This window comes from Cellulomonas alba, assembly GCF_030362835.1.
GTDB lineage: Bacteria > Actinomycetota > Actinomycetes > Actinomycetales > Cellulomonadaceae > Cellulomonas > Cellulomonas alba.
Window position 1 is genome coordinate 1,783,926 of sequence record NZ_JAUCGQ010000001.1, and the last position, 20,077, is coordinate 1,804,002.

At 74.7% G+C, this 20,077-nt stretch carries 21 protein-coding genes; 9 read left to right on the top strand and 12 right to left on the bottom strand.

Going from position 1 to position 20,077, the window contains the following annotated elements:
* Positions 1 to 172: 172 nt before the first annotated feature.
* The 5 genes from QRT04_RS08180 to QRT04_RS08200 all read left to right on the top strand — a co-directional run bounded on the left by QRT04_RS08180 (position 173) and on the right by QRT04_RS08200 (position 4,501).
* Positions 173 to 2,044 carry an MDR family MFS transporter gene (locus QRT04_RS08180; RefSeq protein WP_289454725.1) on the top strand — a complete coding sequence of 624 codons (1,872 nt, stop codon included), beginning with the start codon at positions 173 to 175 and terminating at the stop codon, positions 2,042 to 2,044.
* A gap of 187 nt (positions 2,045 to 2,231) precedes the next feature.
* On the top strand, positions 2,232 to 2,801 hold the full coding sequence (locus QRT04_RS08185; RefSeq protein WP_289454726.1) for a QcrA and Rieske domain-containing protein: 570 nt from the start codon (positions 2,232 to 2,234) through the stop codon (positions 2,799 to 2,801).
* 131 nt (positions 2,802 to 2,932) lie between these two features.
* Complete coding sequence (locus tag QRT04_RS08190; RefSeq protein ID WP_289454727.1) at positions 2,933 to 3,436, top strand: QcrA and Rieske domain-containing protein; 504 nt, start codon at positions 2,933 to 2,935, stop codon at positions 3,434 to 3,436.
* Positions 3,437 to 3,438: 2 nt separating this feature from the next.
* Positions 3,439 to 3,882 (top strand): hypothetical protein, encoded by a 444-nt coding sequence (locus QRT04_RS08195; RefSeq protein ID WP_289454728.1) that lies wholly within the window; start codon positions 3,439 to 3,441, stop codon positions 3,880 to 3,882.
* Positions 3,883 to 4,012: 130 nt separating this feature from the next.
* Positions 4,013 to 4,501, top strand: coding sequence for a hypothetical protein (locus QRT04_RS08200; RefSeq protein WP_289454729.1), 489 nt, complete (start codon positions 4,013 to 4,015; stop codon positions 4,499 to 4,501).
* A gap of 132 nt (positions 4,502 to 4,633) precedes the next feature.
* Here the strand turns inward: QRT04_RS08200 and QRT04_RS08205 are convergent, their stop codons facing one another.
* The 5 genes from QRT04_RS08205 to hisC all read right to left on the bottom strand — a co-directional run bounded on the left by QRT04_RS08205 (position 4,634) and on the right by hisC (position 10,308).
* A complete protein-coding gene (locus QRT04_RS08205) occupies positions 4,634 to 6,250 on the bottom strand; it encodes a dihydrolipoamide acetyltransferase family protein (RefSeq protein WP_289454730.1) in 1,617 nt (538 codons plus the stop codon).
* A gap of 133 nt (positions 6,251 to 6,383) precedes the next feature.
* Complete coding sequence (locus QRT04_RS08210) at positions 6,384 to 7,424, bottom strand: alpha-ketoacid dehydrogenase subunit beta (protein WP_289454731.1); 1,041 nt, start codon at positions 7,422 to 7,424, stop codon at positions 6,384 to 6,386.
* Positions 7,421 to 8,575, bottom strand: coding sequence for a pyruvate dehydrogenase (acetyl-transferring) E1 component subunit alpha (pdhA, locus tag QRT04_RS08215; RefSeq protein ID WP_289454732.1), 1,155 nt, complete (start codon positions 8,573 to 8,575; stop codon positions 7,421 to 7,423). Before pdhA ends, QRT04_RS08210 begins: the two co-directional genes overlap by 4 nt.
* A gap of 236 nt (positions 8,576 to 8,811) precedes the next feature.
* The gene (locus tag QRT04_RS08220; RefSeq protein ID WP_289454733.1) at positions 8,812 to 9,084 is read right to left on the bottom strand and encodes a DUF805 domain-containing protein; all 273 of its coding nucleotides are present in this window, start codon (positions 9,082 to 9,084) and stop codon (positions 8,812 to 8,814) included.
* Between the two features lie 156 nt (positions 9,085 to 9,240).
* Positions 9,241 to 10,308 (bottom strand): histidinol-phosphate transaminase, encoded by a 1,068-nt coding sequence (gene hisC, locus QRT04_RS08225; protein ID WP_289454734.1) that lies wholly within the window; start codon positions 10,306 to 10,308, stop codon positions 9,241 to 9,243.
* Positions 10,309 to 10,455: 147 nt separating this feature from the next.
* On the opposite strand from hisC, the gene QRT04_RS08230 reads away from it, so the two are divergent.
* On the top strand, positions 10,456 to 10,842 hold the full coding sequence (locus QRT04_RS08230) for a phage holin family protein (RefSeq protein WP_289454735.1): 387 nt from the start codon (positions 10,456 to 10,458) through the stop codon (positions 10,840 to 10,842).
* A gap of 10 nt (positions 10,843 to 10,852) precedes the next feature.
* Here QRT04_RS08230 and QRT04_RS08235 read toward each other — a convergent pair whose 3' ends face one another.
* The 7 genes from QRT04_RS08235 to QRT04_RS08265 all read right to left on the bottom strand — a co-directional run bounded on the left by QRT04_RS08235 (position 10,853) and on the right by QRT04_RS08265 (position 17,005).
* Entirely contained in the window at positions 10,853 to 12,496 is a 1,644-nt protein-coding gene (locus tag QRT04_RS08235) for a hypothetical protein (RefSeq protein ID WP_289454736.1), read from the bottom strand.
* A gap of 32 nt (positions 12,497 to 12,528) precedes the next feature.
* Entirely contained in the window at positions 12,529 to 12,798 is a 270-nt protein-coding gene (locus QRT04_RS08240; RefSeq protein ID WP_289454737.1) for a hypothetical protein, read from the bottom strand.
* Positions 12,799 to 12,920: 122 nt separating this feature from the next.
* Positions 12,921 to 13,508 (bottom strand): hypothetical protein, encoded by a 588-nt coding sequence (locus QRT04_RS08245; RefSeq protein WP_289454738.1) that lies wholly within the window; start codon positions 13,506 to 13,508, stop codon positions 12,921 to 12,923.
* Entirely contained in the window at positions 13,505 to 14,818 is a 1,314-nt protein-coding gene (locus tag QRT04_RS08250) for a DUF58 domain-containing protein (RefSeq protein WP_289454739.1), read from the bottom strand. The genes QRT04_RS08245 and QRT04_RS08250 overlap by 4 nt, the downstream gene beginning before the upstream one ends.
* A complete protein-coding gene (locus tag QRT04_RS08255) occupies positions 14,815 to 15,804 on the bottom strand; it encodes an AAA family ATPase (RefSeq protein WP_289454740.1) in 990 nt (329 codons plus the stop codon). The genes QRT04_RS08250 and QRT04_RS08255 overlap by 4 nt, the downstream gene beginning before the upstream one ends.
* Positions 15,801 to 16,289 carry a hypothetical protein gene (locus QRT04_RS08260; RefSeq protein WP_289454741.1) on the bottom strand — a complete coding sequence of 163 codons (489 nt, stop codon included), beginning with the start codon at positions 16,287 to 16,289 and terminating at the stop codon, positions 15,801 to 15,803. The genes QRT04_RS08255 and QRT04_RS08260 overlap by 4 nt, the downstream gene beginning before the upstream one ends.
* The gene (locus tag QRT04_RS08265) at positions 16,286 to 17,005 is read right to left on the bottom strand and encodes a DUF4129 domain-containing protein (RefSeq protein WP_289454742.1); all 720 of its coding nucleotides are present in this window, start codon (positions 17,003 to 17,005) and stop codon (positions 16,286 to 16,288) included. The genes QRT04_RS08260 and QRT04_RS08265 overlap by 4 nt, the downstream gene beginning before the upstream one ends.
* 150 nt (positions 17,006 to 17,155) lie before the next feature.
* Here QRT04_RS08265 and purB point away from each other — a divergent pair, with 150 nt between their 5' ends.
* The 3 genes from purB (at position 17,156) to QRT04_RS08280 (ending at position 20,076) form a co-directional block, all read left to right on the top strand.
* Positions 17,156 to 18,574, top strand: coding sequence for an adenylosuccinate lyase (gene purB, locus QRT04_RS08270; protein ID WP_289454743.1), 1,419 nt, complete (start codon positions 17,156 to 17,158; stop codon positions 18,572 to 18,574).
* 223 nt (positions 18,575 to 18,797) lie between these two features.
* Complete coding sequence (locus QRT04_RS08275; protein WP_289455738.1) at positions 18,798 to 19,646, top strand: hypothetical protein; 849 nt, start codon at positions 18,798 to 18,800, stop codon at positions 19,644 to 19,646.
* A 205-nt stretch (positions 19,647 to 19,851) separates the two neighbouring features.
* Positions 19,852 to 20,076 (top strand): hypothetical protein, encoded by a 225-nt coding sequence (locus QRT04_RS08280; RefSeq protein WP_289454744.1) that lies wholly within the window; start codon positions 19,852 to 19,854, stop codon positions 20,074 to 20,076.
* Position 20,077 lies beyond the last annotated feature (1 nt).

Sequence of the window (20,077 nt, forward strand, 5' to 3'; positions counted from 1 at the left end):
TAGCCCGCGCTCCCGGTTCACCCGCGGTGACCGGGAACACATCGAATGCGATTGGTTGTTGCGGTCAACATGCGGGACGTTGGTCCCTCTCCCGGTCGCGCGTCCCCGCCTCGCGTCCGCGCTCCACGACTGCCCTCCCCGCCGCGCCCGCGCGCCCCCCAGAGAAGGTCCGATGTCGCAGCAGAGCACCACCCTCGACGCCCCGCCGGCCGGGTTCACGCCGCCGACGCACCGCCAGATCCTGACCATCCTCGGCGGCCTGATGCTCGGCATGTTCCTCGCCGCGCTCGACCAGACGATCGTCGCGACGAGCATCCGCACGATCGGCGACGACCTGAAGGGCCTGCCCCTGCAGGCTTGGGTCACGACGGCGTACCTGCTGACGTCGACGATCGTCACGCCGCTCTACGGCAAGCTCTCCGACATCTACGGCCGCAAGCCGTTCTACCTGCTCGCCATCTCGTTGTTCGTGTTCGGTTCGCTGCTCTCCGGGTCCGCGACCTCGATGTACGAGCTCGCGCTCTACCGCGGCATCCAGGGACTCGGCGCGGGCGGTCTGATGGCGCTGGCCATCACGATCCTCGGCGACCTCGTCGCACCCCGTGAGCGCGCGCGCTACCAGGGCTACTTCCTTGCGGTGTTCGGCATCTCGTCGGTGCTCGGGCCCGTGATCGGCGGGTTCTTCGCCGGCACCGAGACGATCCTCGGGATCGCAGGCTGGCGCTGGGTGTTCCTCATCAACGTGCCGATCGGCATCGTCGCGCTCGTCGTCGTGTCGCGTGTGCTGCACCTTCCGCCGCTCCACAAGGTCGCGCACAAGATCGACTGGCAGGGCGCCGTCGCGCTGGTCATCACGCTCGTGCCGCTGCTGATCGTCGCCGAGCAGGGGCGCGAGTGGGGCTGGACGTCCCAGAAGGCGGTCGCCGCGTACGCGACCGGCGTCGTCGGCCTCGCGCTGTTCCTGCTGTTCGAGCGCCGCGCGGGCAAGGACGCGATCCTGCCGCTCTACCTCTTCCGCAACCGCGTCTTCTCGATGGGCGCAGGCGCCAACACCGTGATCGGCCTCGGCATGTTCGGCGGCCTCGCGACGCTGCCGCTCTACCTGCAGATCGTCAAGGGCCAGAGCCCGACGCAGGCCGGCCTGACGCTCATCCCGTTCACGCTCGGCATCATGGCGGGCTCGGTGATCGCGGGTCAGACGACGTCGCGCACCGGGCGGTACAAGGTGTTCCCCGTCGCCGGCACGATCCTCATGGGCCTCGGCTCGCTGCTGTTCTCGCGCCTCAACGCCGACTCCGGCCTGCCGACGATCTTCGCGATCTCGGTCGTGTTCGGCCTGGGCCTGGGCTTCACGATGCAGCCGCTCGTGCTGGCGGTGCAGAACGCCGTGCCGGTGCGCGACATGGGCGTCGCGACGTCGTCCTCGCTGTTCTTCCGGCAGGTCGGCGGCACGCTCGGCACCGCGGTGTTCCTGTCGGTGCTGTTCTCGACGGTCGGCACGAACATCACGAACGCGCTCAAGCGCGCGTACGCGACCCCGCAGTTCCAGGCTGCGCTCAACGACCCGACGCTGATCGGCGACAAGCTCAACGGCCCGATCATCGCCGGCATCAAGGCCGTGGCGAACGGGCAGAGCACCGGCGGCTTCTCGCTCGACAACTCGTCGTTCATCAACCAGATCGACGACCGCCTGGCGCACCCGTTCCAGGTCGGCTTCTCCGAGTCGGTCGACACCGTGCTGCTGCTCGCCGCGATCATCATGGTCGTCGCGATCGTGCTGGTGATCCTCATGCCCGAGCTGCCGCTCCGGTCCTTCTCGGGTCTCGAGGGTCGGATGGCCGAGCAGGCGGGTGACGCAGCGGGTCCCGCGACGGCTGCTGCCACGGCTGCCCCGGAGGACGCGGTGCTCGAGCCCGTGGGCGCGACGGTCGAGCCGCCCGCGCAGGCGGCGACCGCCGTCACGGCAGTCGCGGGCGTGGCGTCGATCGTGGCGGACCGTGCCGCGGTCGAGCGCAGCGAGGCGGGGCCCGACGGCTCGGCCTGACCGGCGACGACGAGCATGCGGAGGGCGGACCGGCACACGGTCCGCCCTCCGACTGTTTCGGGCCGACGTGGAAGCGTTTCGCCCCCGTCCGCGGCCTCGCCGCCGCGGCCTAGCCTCCGGGGACCCGGACGCCCGGCGTCCCGCCCCGACCGTGCCCCGCTCGTGGGCCGATCCCCGGAGGTCGACGATGACCCTGCTGCGCACCCCCGTCGCCGCGCCCGCCCCGGCCGCACCCGAGGCACCCTCCCGCACGCAAGCACCACGGCCCGTGCCGCCCGCGGGCGCGGAGGACGACGTCGCGTGCGAGTCCTGCCTCGACCGCCGTCAGCTGCTCGCCCGCGCGGGCGCCGCCGGTCTGGGCGTCGCCGCCGTGGGGCTGCTCGCGGCGTGCGGAGGGTCCTCCGGCGCGGACGACGACGGCGACGAGCCCCGCTCGGCAGCGCCCGCAGCCGCGGCGGCCGCCGGAGCTCTCGCCAAGGTCGCCGACATCCCGGTCGGCGGCGCGGTGAAGGCCAAGGACTCGAACGGCACGCCGATCATCGTCAGCCGGCCGCAGGCCGGCACGATCGTCGCGCTGACGGCCATCTGCCCGCACAAGGGCTGCGAGGTGAAGCCCGACGGCAAGGACCTGCTCTGCCCGTGCCATGCGTCGATCTTCACGCTCACGGGCGGCAACGTCTCCGGACCGGCCAAGACGCCGCTCGCACCGGTCGACGTGCACGTCGCCGACGGCGTCGTGGTGCTCGGCAAGGCGTGACGACGCGGTGCGGGGCGCGGCGACCTCTCAGGCCGCGCCCAGGTGTGGCGGTGAACCTTGGCGGGGCGGAGGCCGTAAGAAGGGCTGACGGGTCTCGACCGGGGTCCGCCCACCGCCGCACGGAGGTCGCGATGCCCCGCCTGACGCACACCCCCCGCACCGAGGACGCCGCGCCCGAGGACGCGCACAGCTGCGCAGGCTGCCTCGACCGCCGTCAGGTCCTGCAGCGCGCGGGAGCGGTCGGCCTCGGTGCGGCCGTGGTGGGCGTGCTCGCGGCGTGCGGCTCGGGCTCGTCGGGCGGCGGCGCCGGTGGGGGCGGGCAGGCGAAGGCCGGCGCGGACGGCTCGCTCGCGCAGGTCTCGGCCGTCCCGGTCGGCGGCGCGGTCTCGGCGAAGGACGCGAACGGCAAGCCGATCATCATCGCCCAGCCCGAGGCGGGCACGATCGTCGCGATGACGGCGATCTGCACGCACATGGGCTGCACGGTCGTGCCGGACGGCAAGCAGCTCAAGTGCCCGTGCCACAGCTCGACCTACTCGTTGACCGGCCAGAACCAGTCCGGGCCGGCGCCGCGGCCGCTCGCACCGGTCGACGTGCACGTTAGCAACGGCGAAGTGCTCGCAGGGAAGGCATGACGATGACCCAGACCCTTGCCCCGACGTCGACGATGCGGGGACGCCTGACGACGTGGGACACGCCCCGCACCCGCACGTCCGACCTGCTGCGCGGCGTGACGGCCGCGGCCGTCATGCTGTCGGGCGTCATCCACCTCGACCTCTGGGCCGGCGGCATGAAGGTGCTCGACGTCGTCGGGCCCGCGTTCCTGCTCAACGCGATCGGCGGCATCGTCATCGGGCTGCTCCTGACGACGTGGCACCACTGGGTGCCGCCGTTCCTCGCGTTCGGGTTCGGCGTCTCGACGCTCACCGCGTTCCTGTGGTCGACGACCCCCGGCGGGTTCTTCGACGTGCACGAGGAGTGGTCCGGCTGGGCGATCTGGACGTGCTTCGTCGCGGAGGTCGTCGCGGTGGTGCTCGGCCTCGTCATCCTCTGGGTCGAGCGGCCGCGCGTCCGCCGCTGATCCGCCGTCGACTCGACGCGCGCGGCGCCGGCGCCGCTCGTCGGGCCGTGAGCGCGCCCGCGCCGCTAGCCTCGGCCCGAGGGCGCACCGTCGAGGCGCGCCAGGGTCCGGGACGGACGGTGTGGTGACCATGACGGAGCCGCAGTTCCAGTGGCGTGCGGACCCGGAGCCCGAGTCCGCGGCGCAGCACGCCGAGCGCAGGTGGGGCCGTCAGTCGTGGACGGGCACGACGCACTCCGGCACCGAGCTCGCGTCGGACATCCTGCGCGCACTGACCGCGACGGGCGTGCTGCTCTCCGCGGCCGTGCACTTCCAGCTCTGGGCGACGGGGTTCCGGCTGCTCGACGTCATCGGGCCCGCCTTCCTCGTCAACGCGATCGGCGGCATCGTCATCGCGGTGCTGCTCCTGGCGTGGCGGTCGTGGGTGTCGCCGCTGCTCGCCGTGGGGTTCGGCGTCCTGACCCTCGGGGCGTTCCTCTGGTCGACGATGCCCGGCGGGCTCTTCCACGTGCACGAGCGCTGGGCGAGCGTGCCGGTCTGGCTCGCGTTCGCGTCCGAGGTCGTGGCGATCCTCGGCGGCATCGCCGTGCTCGCGGTCGAGCTCCCCGCCCGCACCTGAACACCGCCGCCGCCGACGCCGATGCCGACGCCCGCGAGACCGTGACGTCCCACCGGTCTCCGTGAGCCGCGACTCACGGAACCCGGCAGACCTCACGGCCTCGGACCGGCCTCACGGTCTCGCCGCGCCGCGTCAGCCCCAGACGAGAGCCTGCGCCGGGTCCGCCAGCACCGCCGCGACGTCGGCCAGCACGCGCGAGCCGAGCTCGCCGTCGACGAGCCGGTGGTCGAAGCTCAGCGCGAGCTGCGTCACGTGCCGCGGCCGGATCTTGCCCTTGTGCACCCAGGGCTGCTCGCGGATCGCGCCGAACGCGAGGATCGCGGCCTCGCCGGGGTTGAGGATCGGCGTGCCCGTGTCGATGCCGAACACGCCGACGTTGGTGATCGTGATCGTCCCGTCCGCCATGTCCGCGGGCGACGTCTTGCCGGCACGCGCCGTCCCGGTCAGCTCCGCGAGCGCGAGCGCGAGGTCGTGCAGGCCCAGCCGGTGCGCGTCCTTGAGGTTCGGCACGACCAGCCCGCGCGGCGTCGCGGCCGCGATACCGAGGTTCACGTAGTGCTTGTAGACGATCTCCTGCGCCGCGTCGTCCCACGAGGCGTTGATCTCCGGGTGGCGGCGCACCGCGATGAGCAGCGCCTTCGCGGCGATCAGCAGCGGGGTGACGCGGACGTCGGAGAACTCGCGGTCGGCGCGCAGCTTCTCGACGAGCCGCATGGTGCGCGTGACGTCGACCGTGTGGAACACCGTCACGTGCGGTGCGGTGAACGCGCTCGTGACCATCGCCTCGGCGGTCCGCTTGCGCACCGACTTGACCGGTACGCGCGTCTGACGACCGTCGGCCGAGACCGTGCCGGACGCGCGCCACGGCGAGTCGTCCGCGGAGTAGGTGGCGAGCGTGCGCCCCTCGGCCTGCGCCGAGTGGGCGAGCACGTCCTCGCGCGTGACGATGCCGCCCGGTCCCGTCGCCGCGACGGCGTCGAGGTCGACGCCGAGCTCACGAGCGAGCTTGCGCACCGGCGGCTTGGCGAGCGCGTGCGCCCTGCCGGCGCCCTGCTGGCGCGGGCGGCGTCCCGCCGCGTCGTCCGCGAGGCCGTAGCCGACGAGCACCGCCTCGCGCTCGGCCGGTGCGGCGCCGGCGGCCTTCGGGGTGCCCGCTGCGGCCCTCGGGGCGCCGGTCGAGGCGGCGCCCGCCGAGCCGGCGCCCGCAGTGGCGGTGACGACGTCCGGCGCGGCCGCCGCGACGCCCTCGGCGCCGTCCGTGCCGTCGGCCCCGTCCGTGCCGTCAGCGCCGTCCGTGCCGTCGGTGGTGGCCGTGCGGCCGCCGTCGTCCCCGCCCTCGGCGTCGCGCGCCGCTTCGATCTCGTCGGCCCCGCCGGGCTCGATGCCGGACCGGTCCGCGCCACGGCGGTGCCCGCGTGCCGGCTCGTCGGGCGAGAACACCGCGCCACCGGCCGGAGCCGCCGCGCCACCTCCGGCCGCGTCGTCGGGCGCACCCGCGCCGTCCGGGTCGGTGTCGATCTCGATGATCGGCGTCCCGACCTCGACGGTCGTGCCCGGCTGGACGAGCAGGGCGGTGACGACGCCGGCCCACGGGCTCGGCAGGTCGACGAGCGACTTGGCCGTCTCGATCTCGACGATCGTCTGGTTCACCGCGACCGTGTCGCCGACGGCGACGTGCCACGCGACGATCTCGGCCTCGGTCAGCCCCTCGCCGGCGTCCGGGAGCGGGAACTGGTGGAAGGTCGGCACGGGCTTCTCCTGATCGGCCTGAGCAGAGCCCGCCGACCACGTCCGTGTCGTCGAGGTACGCACCGACGGGTGCGCATCTGGACGCGAGGGACGCGGTCGGGCGAGCAGACGGGGTACGGGCGGGGCGTGCGGGTCAGTAGGCGATGGCGCGGTCGACGGCGTCGAGGACGCGGTCGAGGCTCGGCAGGTAGTCGTGCTCGATCTTGGCGACCGGGTAGGGCGCGTGGAACCCACCGACGCGCAGCACCGGTGCGTGCAGGTGGAAGAAGCACTGCTCGGTGACGCGTGCCGCGACCTCGGCGCCCGCGCCGAACGCGACCGGCGCCTCGTGCACGACGACGCACCGACCCGTCTTGCGCACCGACTCGACGACCGTGTCGACGTCGATGGGCGAGATCGAGCGCAGGTCGACCACCTCGACGCTCGTCCCCTCGGCCTCCGCGGTCGCCGCGGCCTTGAGCGCCGTCAGGACGGTCGGCCCGTACGCCACGATCGTGACGTCGCTGCCGGCCCGCACGACGCGCGCCTTGTTGAGCCCCAGCGACGGCTCGCCGTCGAGGTCGACGTCGGCCTTCTCCCAGTAGCGGCCCTTCGGCTCGAAGAACAGCACCGGGTCGGGCGACGCGATCGCCGACTGGATCATCGTGTACGCCTCGCCGGGCGTCGACGGGCTGACGACGCGCAGGCCGGCGGTGTGCGCGAACAGCGCCTCGGGCGACTCGCTGTGGTGCTCGACCGCGCCGATCCCGCCGCCGAACGGCACGCGGATGACGACGGGCAGCGTCAGGCGCCCCTTCGACCGGTAGTGCATCTTGGCGAGCTGCGTCGTGATCTGGTCGAACGCGGGGAAGATGAACCCGTCGAACTGGATCTCGCACACGGGCCGGTAGCCGCGCATCGCGAGGCCGATGGCCGTGCCGACGATGCCCGACTCGGCGAGCGGCGTGTCGACCACCCGGTCCTCGCCGAAGTCCTTCTGCAGGCCGTCGGTCACGCGGAAGACACCGCCGAGCTTGCCGATGTCCTCGCCCATCAGCAGGACCTTGGCGTCCTGCTCGAGCGCGCGCCGCAGGCCGAGATTGATCGCCTTGGCGAACGTGATCTTCTGGCCGACGCGCGAGGGCGCAGGCGCCGCGGCGGTCGGTGCGTGGACGGCGTCCAGCGTGGTGCTCATCGGTGGCTCCCCTCGGAGGCGGAATCCAGGAAGGACGACTCGTACGCCTCGAACCACGCGCGCTCGGCGTCGACCGTCGGGTGGGAGGTGGCGTAGACGTGCTCGAACATCGAGACGGCCTCCGGCCGGCCCATCGAGCGGACGGCGGTGCGGATGCGCTCGCCCAGCGCGTCGGCCTCGGCCGAGACCTGCGCCTCGAACTCGGGCGACAGCTCGCCAGTGGCGCGCAGGTGGGCGGCGAGCCGGTCGATCGGGTCGCGCCGGCGCCAGTACTCCTCCTCCGCGGCGGAGCGGTACCGGGTCGGGTCGTCCGACGTCGTGTGCGCGCCCATGCGGTACGTGAACGCCTCGATGAACGTCGGGCCGCCGCCGGACCGTGCGCGCTCGAGGGCCTCGGCCGTCACCGCGTAGCTCGCGAGCACGTCGTTGCCGTCGACGCGCACGGACGGGATGCCGAACCCCGTGCCGCGGTGGCTCAGCGGGACGCGCGTCTGGCGCGTCGTCGGCTCGCTGATCGCCCACTGGTTGTTCTGGCAGAAGAAGACGAGCGGCGCGTTGTTGACCGCGGCGAAGACGAGCGCCTCGCTGACGTCGCCCTGGCTGGTGGCGCCGTCGCCGAAGTAAACCGCGACGGCCGTGTCTCGCTGGGGGTCGCCCGTGCCGACACGGCCGTCGCGCTGCACGCCCATCGCATAGCCGGTCGCATGCAGGGCGTGAGATCCGATGACCAGGGTGTAGAGGTGGAACCCGTTCGCGACCGGGTCCCACCCGCCGTGGTCGACGCCGCGGAACAGGCGCAGGACCTCGGTGAGGTCCACGCCGCGCGTGTGCGCGACGCCGTGCTCGCGGTAGCTGGGGAAGACGTGGTCCTGCGCCGCGAGCGCGCGGCCCGAGCCGATCTGCGCGGCCTCCTGGCCGAGCGCCTGCGCGAACAGGGCGAGCTCGCCCTGGCGCTGCAGCGACGTCGACTCGGTGTCGAACCGGCGGACCAGGACCATGTCGCGGTACATGCCGCGCAGGTCGTCGGCCGTCAGGTGCGCGACCCGCGCGTCGTAGTCGGGATGGCTGACGCGCTCGCCCTCGGGCGTCAGCAGCTGGACGAGACCGTCGTCGGTCAGGGGACCTCCGGTCGAGGGATCCGTCGAGCTCACGCGCGAACTCCTTGCGTGCCGGGACTGGGGTCGTCCGGGACCCGGGGCCCCGAACCTACGTCAGCGTAGGCTACGCGACCGTAGGTTACGAGCGCAGCACGCGAACAAGGCTCGACGGAGCGGCTTGTCGGGTTCCGACAGGGCGGACCCCCGCGGGCGCTCGGACCGTGGGACCGGCGTGCCGCCCGACGCGGACAGCCTCGGCGGGTGGGTGCGCGCCGTCCGCGGCGCTGCCGTCAACGACCCGGCGGCAGCTCCAGCCGGTGCCGCATCCGCGCGTTCTCCTCCAGGACGGGCCAGCGTCCGTACGCGAAGACCAGGAACATCACGAGGTTGACGATCGGCACGAGGCCGATGAGCACCCACCAGCCGGAGTACCCGGCCTTCTGGATGACGCGGATCAGTGCGACCAGCACGACCACCCACATGAACGCGACGAGCGCGACCCAGAAGATCGCGAGGCCGGACGCGAGGAGGGAGCTGGAGTCGGAGTCGGTGGCGAGCAGCATGGCGCCATCGTGGCCTCCTGGCCCCGCGGGCGCCCGCGCAAGCGGGGGAGCAAGCGGGCGCGGCAGGAACGACCGCGTCAAGATCACCCCTCGGGAGTGGGGTGCGGGGGCGCCGGCAGCGTCGCTCGACGCCGCCCGGCGACGGTGGCCGCGCGCTCAGCGCGGGTGGGACTCCGCGGCGACCTCGAGGAACAGGTCGGTGGCCTCGGGCTCGCCGACGCTCACCCGCACGCCGTCGCCCGCGAACGGCCGGACGATGACGCCCGCGCGCGAGCAGCGCTCGGCGAACGCCGTCGCCTGGTCGCCCAGCGGGAGCCAGACGAAGTTCGCCTGGCTGTCCGGCAGCGTCCACCCCTGGCGGCGGAGCGCGCCGAGCAGGCGGGCACGCTCGGCGACCACGCGGTCGACCCGGGCGAGCAGCTCGTCGCGCGCGCGCAGCGAAGCGAGAGCCGCGAGCTGGGCGAGGTGCGAGACGCCGAACGGCGTCGACGCGGCCCGGATGCCCGTCGCGAGCCGCGGGCGCGCGACGGCGTACCCGACCCGGAGGCCGGCGAGGCCGTACGCCTTCGAGAACGTGCGCAGCAGTACGACGTTCGGATGCTCGGCGAACACGGCGAGCCCGTCGGGCACGTCGGGGTCCCGCACGAACTCGACGTAGGCCTCGTCGAGCACCACGAGCACGTCGCCCGGCACGGCGGCGAGGAACGCGGCGAGCTCGTCGGCGTGGACCGCGGGACCCGTCGGGTTGTTCGGCGTGCAGACGAGCACGACCCGGGTGCGCGGCGTGACCGCGGCCGCCATCGCCGCGAGGTCGAGCCGGCCGTCGGCCGCCACGGGGACCGGCACGCCGGCGGCGTGCGCGAGCGACACGGCGATCGGGTACGCCTCGAACGAGCGCCACGGGTACACGACCTCGTCGCCCGCCTCCACCACCGCGGCCAGCACGTGCGCGAGCACCGCGACCGAGCCGTTGCCCATGACGACGCCCGCCGGGTCCACGCCGAGTGAGTCGGCGACCGCGGCCGTGAGCTCGGTGGCGTACATGTCGGGGTACCGGTTCACGTCGACCGCCGCGTCCGCGATCGCCGCGACCACCGACGGCAGCGGCGGGTACGGGTTCTCGTTCGAGGACAGCTTGAACGCGGCCGCACCGACCGGGGCGCGACCCCCGGGGACGTACGGCGGCAGGTCGGCCAGGGCGTGGCGGAGGGGGACGCGCGTCACGCGCCCAGCATGCCATCCGCGGGAGCGCGCCCCGACGGCCCGACGTCCCGCGACCTGCGGCGTCGCCGGTGCGCGAGCCCTGCGCACGACGGTGGTCACGCGCGAGTCCGCCCCGTCCTCGGGCCGTCGGCCTGGCAGGATCGGCCCATGGCATTCGTCCTGAGAGTCGTGATCAACGCGATCGCGATCTGGTTCACGACGCTGATCGTGCCCGGGCTGACCATCAAGCCCGAGGACTCGAGCGGCGGCGAGAGGGTGCTCGTCATCCTGGGCATCGCGCTCGTCTTCGGGATCGTCAACGCGATCCTCAAGCCGATCATCCACGTCGTCGCGTTCCCGCTGTACGTGCTGACGCTCGGGCTCCTGACGCTCGTGGTGAACGCCGCGCTGCTGGAGCTCACGGCGTGGATCACGTCGGGCACCCACTGGGGCCTCGAGATCAACAACTTCGGCACGGCCGTGATCGCCGCGCTGATCATCTCGGTCGTCAGCTTCGTCCTCTCGCTGCTGATCCCCGGCCCGCACCGCGACTGACCCGCGGCGCTCACCGCGCCACCGGGTAGACCGGCTCGATCCGTGGCGGCCGCGGCAGGCCGGTCGCCGGGTCGGTCGCGGCCAGCGCCGGGTCGCGCGTCGCCTGGAACTGCAGCGTCGTCTGCGTGGTGCCCGGCGGGCCGAGCACCTGCGCCTGCGCCTCGTCGTACGCGCGCATCGCGGGGCTGCCCGCCAGGTCACGGTCCGCGAGCCTCGCCGTGCGGACGTACTCCCGGATCGAGTGCGCCTGCGCGACCGTCGGGTGCGCAGGCCCGCCTGTCGCGGCGAGCCGGCGCGTCACGACCGACTGCTGCCGGCCGCCCTCGTCGGGGCGCCCGTCGAGCTGGGGCACCACGTCCTCCGTGTGCCGGTAGGCCCGCACCTGCACGCCCGGCGGCACCCGTCCCGGCACGTCCGGCGAGCCGGCGGTGAGGACGGCCCGTACGTCGTAGTACCCGCCGACGGCCGCCGCGACGCTCATCGCCGTCATGCCGCCCTGGCTGTGGCCCGCGACGAGCACCCGGTCGCCGGGCTGGACGCCCGCGAGCCGCATCGCCTCGACGGTCGCGGTCGTCATGTCGTCGGCGACGCCGCCGACCTCCCGCAGGTTCGTGGTCAGGTCCGTCGGCGCGGCGCCTCCCGGGACCCAGGCCTGCGTGCCCGGCACCGCGACGACCCACCCGACCGTGCCGTCCGGGTGCTCCAGCCGTTGGACGGTGATCGTCCCGGGCGGCGTGCCGGGCCTGCCGCCGCTGCCCGGCGTGTACGTCGCGGCCACGTCGCCCAGCACGTCCGCGGTCGTCCGGGGCGGGTCGAGCTGCGGTGGGTCGACGCGCGGGACCACCACCGTCGGAGGCGCGTCGCCGAGCCGGCTCGCGAGGTCGCGGGCGGTCGCGGGCACCGGGTGGCGCAGCAGCGGGACGGCCACCCGGGAGCCGAGCGCGGCCTGCAGGAATGCGGCGGCCGCGGTGACCTCCCAGGTGCCGCGGCCGTCGGCGGCGAGCCGGTCGGGCAGCGCGGGAAGCGGACCGAGCGCGTCACCGACCGACCGGTCGAACGCGGCGAGCAGGGGGTCGTCGCCGTGACCGGATCGGCGCAGCGGCGACGTGACCCACAGGAGTCCGCGCGTGCCGGCCAGCACCGCGACGCCCGTGGCCGCGAGCGCGGCCGCACCGACGGCGACCGTCGCTGCGAGGAGCGGCGAGCTGCCGACGAGCGCCGCGTCGCGCGCGAGCTCGGCCCGCGCCATCCCGGCCACGAACGACTCGGCACCGTCGTACGACGCGACCGCGTGCCGGACGCGGACGGCGAGGTCGCGCAGCTCGTCGGCGCACACGCCCGGTCCGTGCACGCCCTGACCGGCGGCAGTGACGGCGTCGAACGCCGGGCGAGCCGCTCCGGGCTCGTGGACCAGGTGCGCACTGCACAGCGCGGCGGCGCGGCGCAGGGCGGTGGCCGCGGCATCGAGGCGGTCCGCGGCGACGCGCAGCGTGCGCGTCATGGTGTCGAGGTCGTCCAGGTCCACCGAGGTCGGCCGGCTGCCGCCGTAGACCCGGATGCCCCCGGACCAGCCCGCGCCCAGCGTCCCGGGGTCGGTGACCGGTGGCGGCAGCTCGTCGAACGACGACAGGCAGACCTCGGGTGCACGCCCCACGCCACGCAGCCACAGGGCCGGTCGGTCGGCGCTCAGAGCCACACCTCACCCGCGTCGAGCGCGGAGCCGCGCCACACCGACCCGTCGACGGCGGCGTCGAGCGCCGCTGCCGCGTGGAGCGCCGCCGCGACCCGTGCCCGGGTGAGCCGCAGCCGAGCACCGACGTCGTCGAGCGCCGCGCGGTACCGCTCGGCCGCCGGCGAGCGCCACTCGACGCCGCGCGCGTCGAGCACCACACGCAGCGCCGCCTCCACGTCGTCGAGCGCCCAGCGCACGAACCCCGCCACCTCGGAACCCGCCATGCCGCGACGCTAGGAGCGCCCGAGCCGGCAGCGGCCGAGGTCGGGCCGCGCCGTGGGGCGCCGCTCCGGGACGCGGGCTGTGGGCGGATCGGCGCGCGTCGGCCGCCGTCGGACCCGCCGCGTCAGTCCCGCCGCCGCACCTCGACGCGCTCGAAGCGCGGCAGCACGACCACGAGCACCACGAGCGTCGTCAGCAGCGCGGCCGCCCGGACCCCGTCACCGGCCCGCAGGTCCGCACCCGCGAGCGCCGCGGCACCCAGCGCGAGCACCTGCGCGCCCACCTGCACCACCGCGAACTCGCGCCCGAGGCGGCCGATCACGCGCCACTCGACGAGCGTGTCGAACCGCACCCGGGCCGCGAGCACGGCCGCCACGACCACCAGGTGCACGAGCAGCACGAGCGCCAGCAGCAGGCCGACCGGCGGGACGCCGTCGACGAGCACGCCGACGCCGACGAGCCCGATCGGCACGGACACCATGCCCGGCGACCATGCCACGAGGATCGCCGCCCCGAGCGCGAACCCGATGCCGAGGCGTGCCGACCAGCCGACGACCGCGAACGCGAACGTCGCGAGGAGCGCCGCCGCCAGCAGGGCCGCCGCGAGGCGGACCAGCGAGCCGGGCACGCACCGGCCGACGCCGACCACGACGTCGTCGGGCGGCTCGGCCCACAGCCAGCGCCGCACGAACGCCCGCAGCCGCCGCCTCATGACGCCGCTCCCGGCCGTCGGCGCCCGCGCCGCGCGAGGCCGGCGAGCGCCACGGCGGGCGCGTCGCGCCAGTGCACGAGCTCGACGTCGTGGTCCTGGAGGCCCGCGAGCCTGTCCTCGCGCGCGATCCGGACGAGCCGCAGCGCGAGCCGCTCGCGGTCGTCGAACCCGCGCGTCCGCAGCGTCGGCAACGCGTCGACCGCGACCACCCGGTGGCCCGACCGCCGCCACTGCACCGCGGCCTGCGCCGCGCCGTCGTCGAGGAAGGTCGAGAACACCATGACGAGCGCGCCCGACGGCAGCTGCGGCGGTCGCACGCGCGCCAGCGGCTCACCCTCGGGCTTCGTCAGCGCCAGCGCGTGCCGCACCCGGTCGAGCTGGCGGCGTCCACCGCCCGGGGTCAGCGCGCGCCGGCGCGCGCCGAGGTCGTCGAGCCCGACGCGGTCACCCATCGAGAGGTAGGCCTGCGCGACGGACGTGGCGGCCTGCCGCGCGAGGTCGAGCGACGTCGCGTCCTGCGCGCGCGGCTGCAGCGAGCCGCGCCACGTGCGCGGGTCCGGGCCGACGTCGTCGCGCGAGTCGACGATCAGCATGACGACCGCCTCGGCGAGCGCGTGCTCGCGCCGCACGTACAGCTCGTGCAGGTCGGGCGCGCGCTTGGCGGTGACGCGCCAGTCGATCCGGCGGAGCCGGTCGCCCGGCGCGAACGGGTGGACGTCGCGCAGGCTGCCGCCCTCGCCCGGGCGGCGGGAGTCGTGCGACCCGGTGAGGCCGCGCAGGCGCGGCGGGAGCGGCAGGTCGTCGAGCGGCCGCGTCGTCGGGAGCACCAGCGCCGCACGCGTGCGGGGCTCGCTCGGTGCCGAGATCGATCCGAGGCCGCCGCCGAGCCCCTGCGCGTCGAGCGTCGCGACCTCCTGCGGCCCGGTGCGCACGGTCACCACGCGCAACGGGAGGCTCCGATGGCCGGTCGGCGTCGCGACCAGGACCTCCGACACCTCGCGCGCGCGGCGGCGCAGGCTGACGAGCGCCGCGACCGTGCCGGGCGGACCGTCGATCCAGAGCGAGGTCTCGAGGGTGCCGGACGGCACCTCGGGGCCGGCCTCGCCGGCATCCACGAGCACCGACCCGACCGGGCGTCGCGCCCAGGCCCACGTCGCGCTGACGATCGGCGCTGCGCCGAGCACGGCGACGTCGGGGCGTCCGGTCACGGCGCCGATCAGCAGCAGCGCGCCGCCGACGTACGCGGCCGCGACGCTGACGCGCGTCCGGCCCCAGGACCGGCGCGCGGGCGGAGACGGCCGGCTCGTCACGCCCGCCGCGCCGTCGTCGGGCCCGGGACGCGGGCCGCGACCTCCTCGACCACGCGCTGGGGCGCGAGGCCCGTCGCCCACGCCTGCGGCGTCAGCGACAGACGGTGGGCGAGCGCGGGCACGGCCACGGCCTTGACGTCCTCGGGGGTCACGAAGTCGCGCCCGCCCAGCACCGCGAGCGCGCGCGCGACCAGCACGAGCGCCTGCGAGCCACGCGGCGACGCGCCCACCTCGACGGCGTCGTGCCGCCGGGTCGCGGCCGCGAGGTCCACGCAGTACCTCAAGATGTCCGCGTCGACGGGCACCGCCTCGACGCCGGCCTGCATGGCGAGCAGCGTCTGCGCGTCGACGAGCTTGCGGACGGTCGCCCACTCGTGACGGCGCGCGAGGCGGCGCGCGAGCACGTCGACCTCGGCCTCCGCGCTCGGGTACCCGACGGCGAGCCGGACCATGAACCGGTCGAGCTGCGCCTCCGGCAGCGGGTACGTGCCCTCGTACTCGACCGGGTTCGACGTGGCGACCACGTGGAACGGCTGCTCCAGCGGGTACGTCTCGCCGTCGACCGTCACCTGGCGCTCGGCCATCGCCTCGAGCAGCGCGGACTGCGTCTTGGGCGCGGTGCGGTTGATCTCGTCGGCGAGCAGCAGCCCCGTGAAGACCGGGCCGGGCCGGAACCGGAACTCCGCCGACGCGGGGTCGAACACGCTGGAGCCCGTGATGTCGGAGGGCAGCAGGTCGGGCGTGCACTGCACGCGGCTGAACTCGAGCCCCAGTGCCGTCGCGAGGCTCCGCGCAGCGAGCGTCTTGCCCAGGCCGGGCACGTCCTCGAACAGCACGTGCCCGCCGGCGAGGACGGCCGCGAGCGCGATCCGCAGCGGCTGCTCCATGCCGACGACCGCCGTGGCCACCTCCTCGAGCACGGCCTCGCCGCGCGCGGACACCTGCGCGACGGTCAGCGGTTCGGCGGGCGTGGCGGGCTGGGTCATGACGTCCTCCCGGGGTTGGGACCGAGGTGGTCGAGCAGGTCGACGGTGTGCCGCACGTCGGCGATCGACGGCAGGGGCGAGCGGAGGCGGGTGAGGGTCTCGTAGGCGCGGTCGCCGAGCAGCGCCCGGATCACGGCCTCGTCGGCCGCCTCGCCGAGCGTCAGGCCGTGGCGCGCGAGCCGGCCGGCGGCGACGAGCCGGATGCGGCGCAGCACGCGCTCCCCGACGCGGCCGTCGCGCGCGACCATCGCCCACGTCAGCTCCTGCAGGTCGCCGCGCGCGCCGTCGCGGTGGTCGACGCGCAGGTGCTCGAAGTCGGGGTCCGCCGGCTGGTCGAGCCGCTGGAACAGCAGCACGGCGCCCGCGGCGACGGCACCGACCAGCAGCGCGGAGCCGACCGACACGCCGAACGCCGCGAGGACCCCCGCGATGATCACGAACACCCCGACGGTCGCGAAGCCCACGATCCGGCGCAGCACCGTCATGCGCCGGCCCCCGGCTCGTCGCCGCGTCGGCGGTGCCCGACCCCGGCGCTCAACGTCTCGAGGTACGCGCCCGCGGCGGTCACGTCGGCCGCCGTCAGCGGGTGCTCGGAGAACCGCGCGCGCAGGTAGAGCTCGAGCAGCGAGCGCGTCGCGGCGGGATCGGCGCGCGTCTCGTCGAGCACCGCGACCGTGAACTCGGTGGGGGTCTGCGCGGGGTCGCGCGAGACGCCCGTCCGCTGCGCGGCGCGCTCGAGCGCGACCCACGCGGCGACGACGGCGTCGCCCGGCGGCACGTCCTGGCCGAGCGCGAGACGCGCGTCCTGCACACCCTCGGCCAGTGCCGGCAGGGTCGCCATCCGGTCCACGCCCGTCTCGGTGCCGGCGTCCGCCTCGTCCGCGCCGACCTGCGGGCGGTGGTCGCGGATGACGCGCGCGAGCCAGCGCGTGACCAGCACGAGCAGGATCGTCCCGACGATCGCGCCGATCACCACGTACATCGACAGGAACGGGTCGTGGCCCGACGCCGCAGGCGCCTGGGTCTGCGTCGGCAGGGGCTGCTGCGCGGGCAGCGACGGCAGGTCGAGCGCACCCGAGAACAACCCGTTGAACGGGTGCGACCGCACGTGCCACGGCCCGGCGAGCGCCGCGCCGAGCACCACGAGCACGACCAGCGACGCCACGAGCGCGGGCGTCTGACCCCGCCTGCTCGTCGTCATGCCGCTCCTTCTCGGGGTCCGCGCGCGCCGTCGCGGCGACCCCGTGCCGGCCGCCCCCGTCGGCAACCCGGCAAGGTTAGCGAGCCGCACCGACGGCCCGGGCCGCGGACACCCGATCGGCGCAGGACCGTGCTCTGGGACAATGGCGTCATGAGTCGTGTCCGCCTTGCCGACGTCACCCCGCCGATCGCTCTCGGGCCCCTCGACGGCCGCTACCGCGCCGCGGTGGCCGCTCTGGTGGACCACCTCTCGGAGGCGGCGCTCAACCGCGAGCGCGTGCACGTCGAGGTCGAGTGGCTCATCCACCTGACCGCGCACGGCGTGGTGCCCGGGGCGCCGTCGCTGACGCCCGAGGACGAGGCGTACCTGCGCGGGGTCGTCGAGACGTTCGGGCCCGACGAGGTCGCCGAGCTCGCGGAGATCGAGCGGACCACGGTGCACGACGTGAAGGCCGTCGAGTACTTCCTCAAGCGCCGCCTCGCCGCGGCGCCCGAGGGCTCGGCGCTGCACCTCGTCGGCGAGCTCGTGCACTTCGCGTGCACCAGCGAGGACGTCAACAACCTCTCGTACGCGCTGATGGTGCGCGGCGCCGTCCGCGACGTGTGGCTCCCCGCGGCGAGCGGCCTCGTCGACGAGGTCGCGGCGCTGGCGCACGAGCACGCCGAGGTGCCGATGCTCGCGCTCACGCACGGGCAGCCCGCGACGCCGACGACGCTCGGCAAGGAGCTCGCCGTGCTCGCGCACCGGCTGCGCCGCCAGCTCCGCCGCATCGCGTCCGACGAGTACCTGGGCAAGATCAACGGCGCGACGGGCACGTTCGGCGCGCACGTCGTGGCGGTGCCGGGCGCCGACTGGCCGGTCGTCAGCCGCACGTTCGTCGAGCACCTGGGCCTGACGTGGAACCCGCTGACCACGCAGATCGAGTCGCACGACTGGCAGGCCGAGCTCTACGCCGACGTCGCGCGCTTCAACCGCGTGCTGCACAACCTCGCGACGGACGTCTGGACGTACATCAGCCGCGGCGTCTTCATCCAGATCCCCGTCGCCGGCGCGACCGGCTCGTCGACCATGCCGCACAAGGTGAACCCCATCCGGTTCGAGAACGCCGAGGCGAACCTCGAGCTCTCGTGCGCGCTCCTCGACACGCTCTCGGCGACGCTCGTGACGAGCCGGCTGCAGCGCGACCTCACCGACTCGACGACGCAGCGCAACATCGGCCCCGCCTTCGGCCACAGCCTGCTCGCGATCGACAACGTGCGCCGCGGCCTGCGCGCCCTCTCGGTCGACCACGCCCTGCTGGCGCGCGAGCTCGACGAGAACTGGGAGGTGCTCGGCGAGCCCGTGCAGTCCGCGATGCGCGCCGCCTCGGTCGCCGGCGTCACCGGCATGGAGAACCCGTACGAGCGGCTCAAGGAGCTGACGCGCGGCCGGCGCCTGACGGCCGGCGACATGCGCGACTTCATCGGCGGTCTGGGCCTCCCGTCCGACGTCGAGACCCGCCTCGCGGCGCTCACGCCGGGCTCCTACACGGGCCTCGCGGCCGAGCTGGTGGCCTTCCTCGACGAGTGAGGTCACCGCGCGGTGAGAGTCCTCTCATCGCGCGATTCGTCACCCGTCCGAGTGAAGGCCGCTCCGACCTGCGACGACGCGCTCGACGCCGCCACTCCCGGCACGTGAACGCGACCTGGACATACGCCCGGGTCGTTCGGCACAATCGGCGCGACCGATCCGTCGGATTTCTTCCGGTTTCGCATCCGTTCACTCGCATCGGCAAGGACGCCTCGTGACCCTCATGCAGAAGGCGATCACGCCCACGCTGTCCAGGGCCCACCTGACAGCGGGCCACGACCGCGTGGCGGGCTATGTCGTGCGCGCGGAGGACGTCGCGTTCGCGACCACTCCGGCGCAGCTCTTCGAGGTCCACGGCCTCGGCTACGCGGGCTCCCCCTTCAGCCCGTACGACCGCTCGATCGACGTGCTGCGCTTCGAGTCGTCGCCGCAGCTCCAGTACCGCGACGTGCCCGGCTACATCCTCCCGCTGTGGTGGCTCCGGCACTCCCGCATCCCCCCGGGCGCCGAGCTCGTGCGCATCTTCGACGACGGGACGCAGCGCCTGCTCGCGCGCTACGGCGACGTCGGCACCGGGTGGACCGTGACGCAGCTCGGCGCCCCCCGCCCCGCGCTCGCGTCGCTGTCGCGGTGCGTCGGACCGGTCGCGAAGTGGCACAACGCCTACCTCGAGGCGGACGTCGTGGACGGCGGCTCGACCGTCGTCCTCGCGCTGGCGAACCCGCCTCTCGCCGAGACCGGCTTCCACCAGGCCCCCTCCGGCCGGTGGTACCGCCGCGTGGCGCGCGAGGACGTGACGGAGCTCTTTGAGCTCGACCTGACGGCGCGGTGGAACGGCCTCTCGGTGCGCGTCGTCGACCAGTGGCAGGACGCGCAGCGGTACGTCGTCGCGCGCATCTCGCACCTCGGCGACGACATCGACCGCGCCGAGCGGCTCCAGCTCGACTGCCTCGAGGCGGGTGTCTACGAGGGCGTCGTCTACGCCGCGGAGCTGACGGACATCCAGACCAACCAGGTCGTGCCGCACACGTGGGCCCCCGGCCCCGCGACACGCCACACGGTGCGCACCTGAGCGTGCAGCGCCTCCCGGACCGGGCCACGCCGTCGTCGTCGTGACCCCGCGGGACGCGCGCCGGGCCCGGCCCTCCCCCCCGTCCGGGCCCGGCGCGCTCCTCCCTTCGTCACGCCCGCACGCGCGTGTCGCTGCCGGCTGGGCGGGCCGCGGGCCCAGCGCCACGGGCATCGACGCGCCCGATTCCGCCCGCTACCGTGCTGACGTGCCCACCTACCGTGCGGTCACGGACAAGGGCCTCGTTCTTGGCGCACCGTTCACCGCGCGGACGGACGAGGCGGCCTTCGCGACGCTCGACACCCACCTCGAGGCCGAGCCAGTGTGGCCGTCGCGATTCGTGGGGGTCGAGGTGCTCGTCGGCGGCACCTGGCTCGACGCGGGGCTGTGGCGCGAGCTGCCGAGCCGGGTGGAGCGCGCCGCGGAGCTGTGAG

Coding starts and splice junctions, on each gene's coding strand:
- QRT04_RS08180 (WP_289454725.1), top strand. CDS start 173: ATGTCGCAGCAGAGCACCACCCTCGACGCCCCGCCGGCCGGGTTCACG.
- QRT04_RS08185 (WP_289454726.1), top strand. CDS start 2,232: ATGACCCTGCTGCGCACCCCCGTCGCCGCGCCCGCCCCGGCCGCACCC.
- QRT04_RS08190 (WP_289454727.1), top strand. CDS start 2,933: ATGCCCCGCCTGACGCACACCCCCCGCACCGAGGACGCCGCGCCCGAG.
- QRT04_RS08195 (WP_289454728.1), top strand. CDS start 3,439: ATGACCCAGACCCTTGCCCCGACGTCGACGATGCGGGGACGCCTGACG.
- QRT04_RS08200 (WP_289454729.1), top strand. CDS start 4,013: ATGACGGAGCCGCAGTTCCAGTGGCGTGCGGACCCGGAGCCCGAGTCC.
- QRT04_RS08210 (WP_289454731.1), bottom strand. CDS start 7,424: ATGAGCACCACGCTGGACGCCGTCCACGCACCGACCGCCGCGGCGCCT.
- QRT04_RS08220 (WP_289454733.1), bottom strand. CDS start 9,084: ATGCTGCTCGCCACCGACTCCGACTCCAGCTCCCTCCTCGCGTCCGGC.
- QRT04_RS08230 (WP_289454735.1), top strand. CDS start 10,456: ATGGCATTCGTCCTGAGAGTCGTGATCAACGCGATCGCGATCTGGTTC.
- QRT04_RS08240 (WP_289454737.1), bottom strand. CDS start 12,798: ATGGCGGGTTCCGAGGTGGCGGGGTTCGTGCGCTGGGCGCTCGACGAC.
- QRT04_RS08245 (WP_289454738.1), bottom strand. CDS start 13,508: ATGAGGCGGCGGCTGCGGGCGTTCGTGCGGCGCTGGCTGTGGGCCGAG.
- QRT04_RS08255 (WP_289454740.1), bottom strand. CDS start 15,804: ATGACCCAGCCCGCCACGCCCGCCGAACCGCTGACCGTCGCGCAGGTG.
- QRT04_RS08260 (WP_289454741.1), bottom strand. CDS start 16,289: ATGACGGTGCTGCGCCGGATCGTGGGCTTCGCGACCGTCGGGGTGTTC.
- QRT04_RS08265 (WP_289454742.1), bottom strand. CDS start 17,005: ATGACGACGAGCAGGCGGGGTCAGACGCCCGCGCTCGTGGCGTCGCTG.
- purB (WP_289454743.1), top strand. CDS start 17,156: ATGAGTCGTGTCCGCCTTGCCGACGTCACCCCGCCGATCGCTCTCGGG.
- QRT04_RS08275 (WP_289455738.1), top strand. CDS start 18,798: ATGCAGAAGGCGATCACGCCCACGCTGTCCAGGGCCCACCTGACAGCG.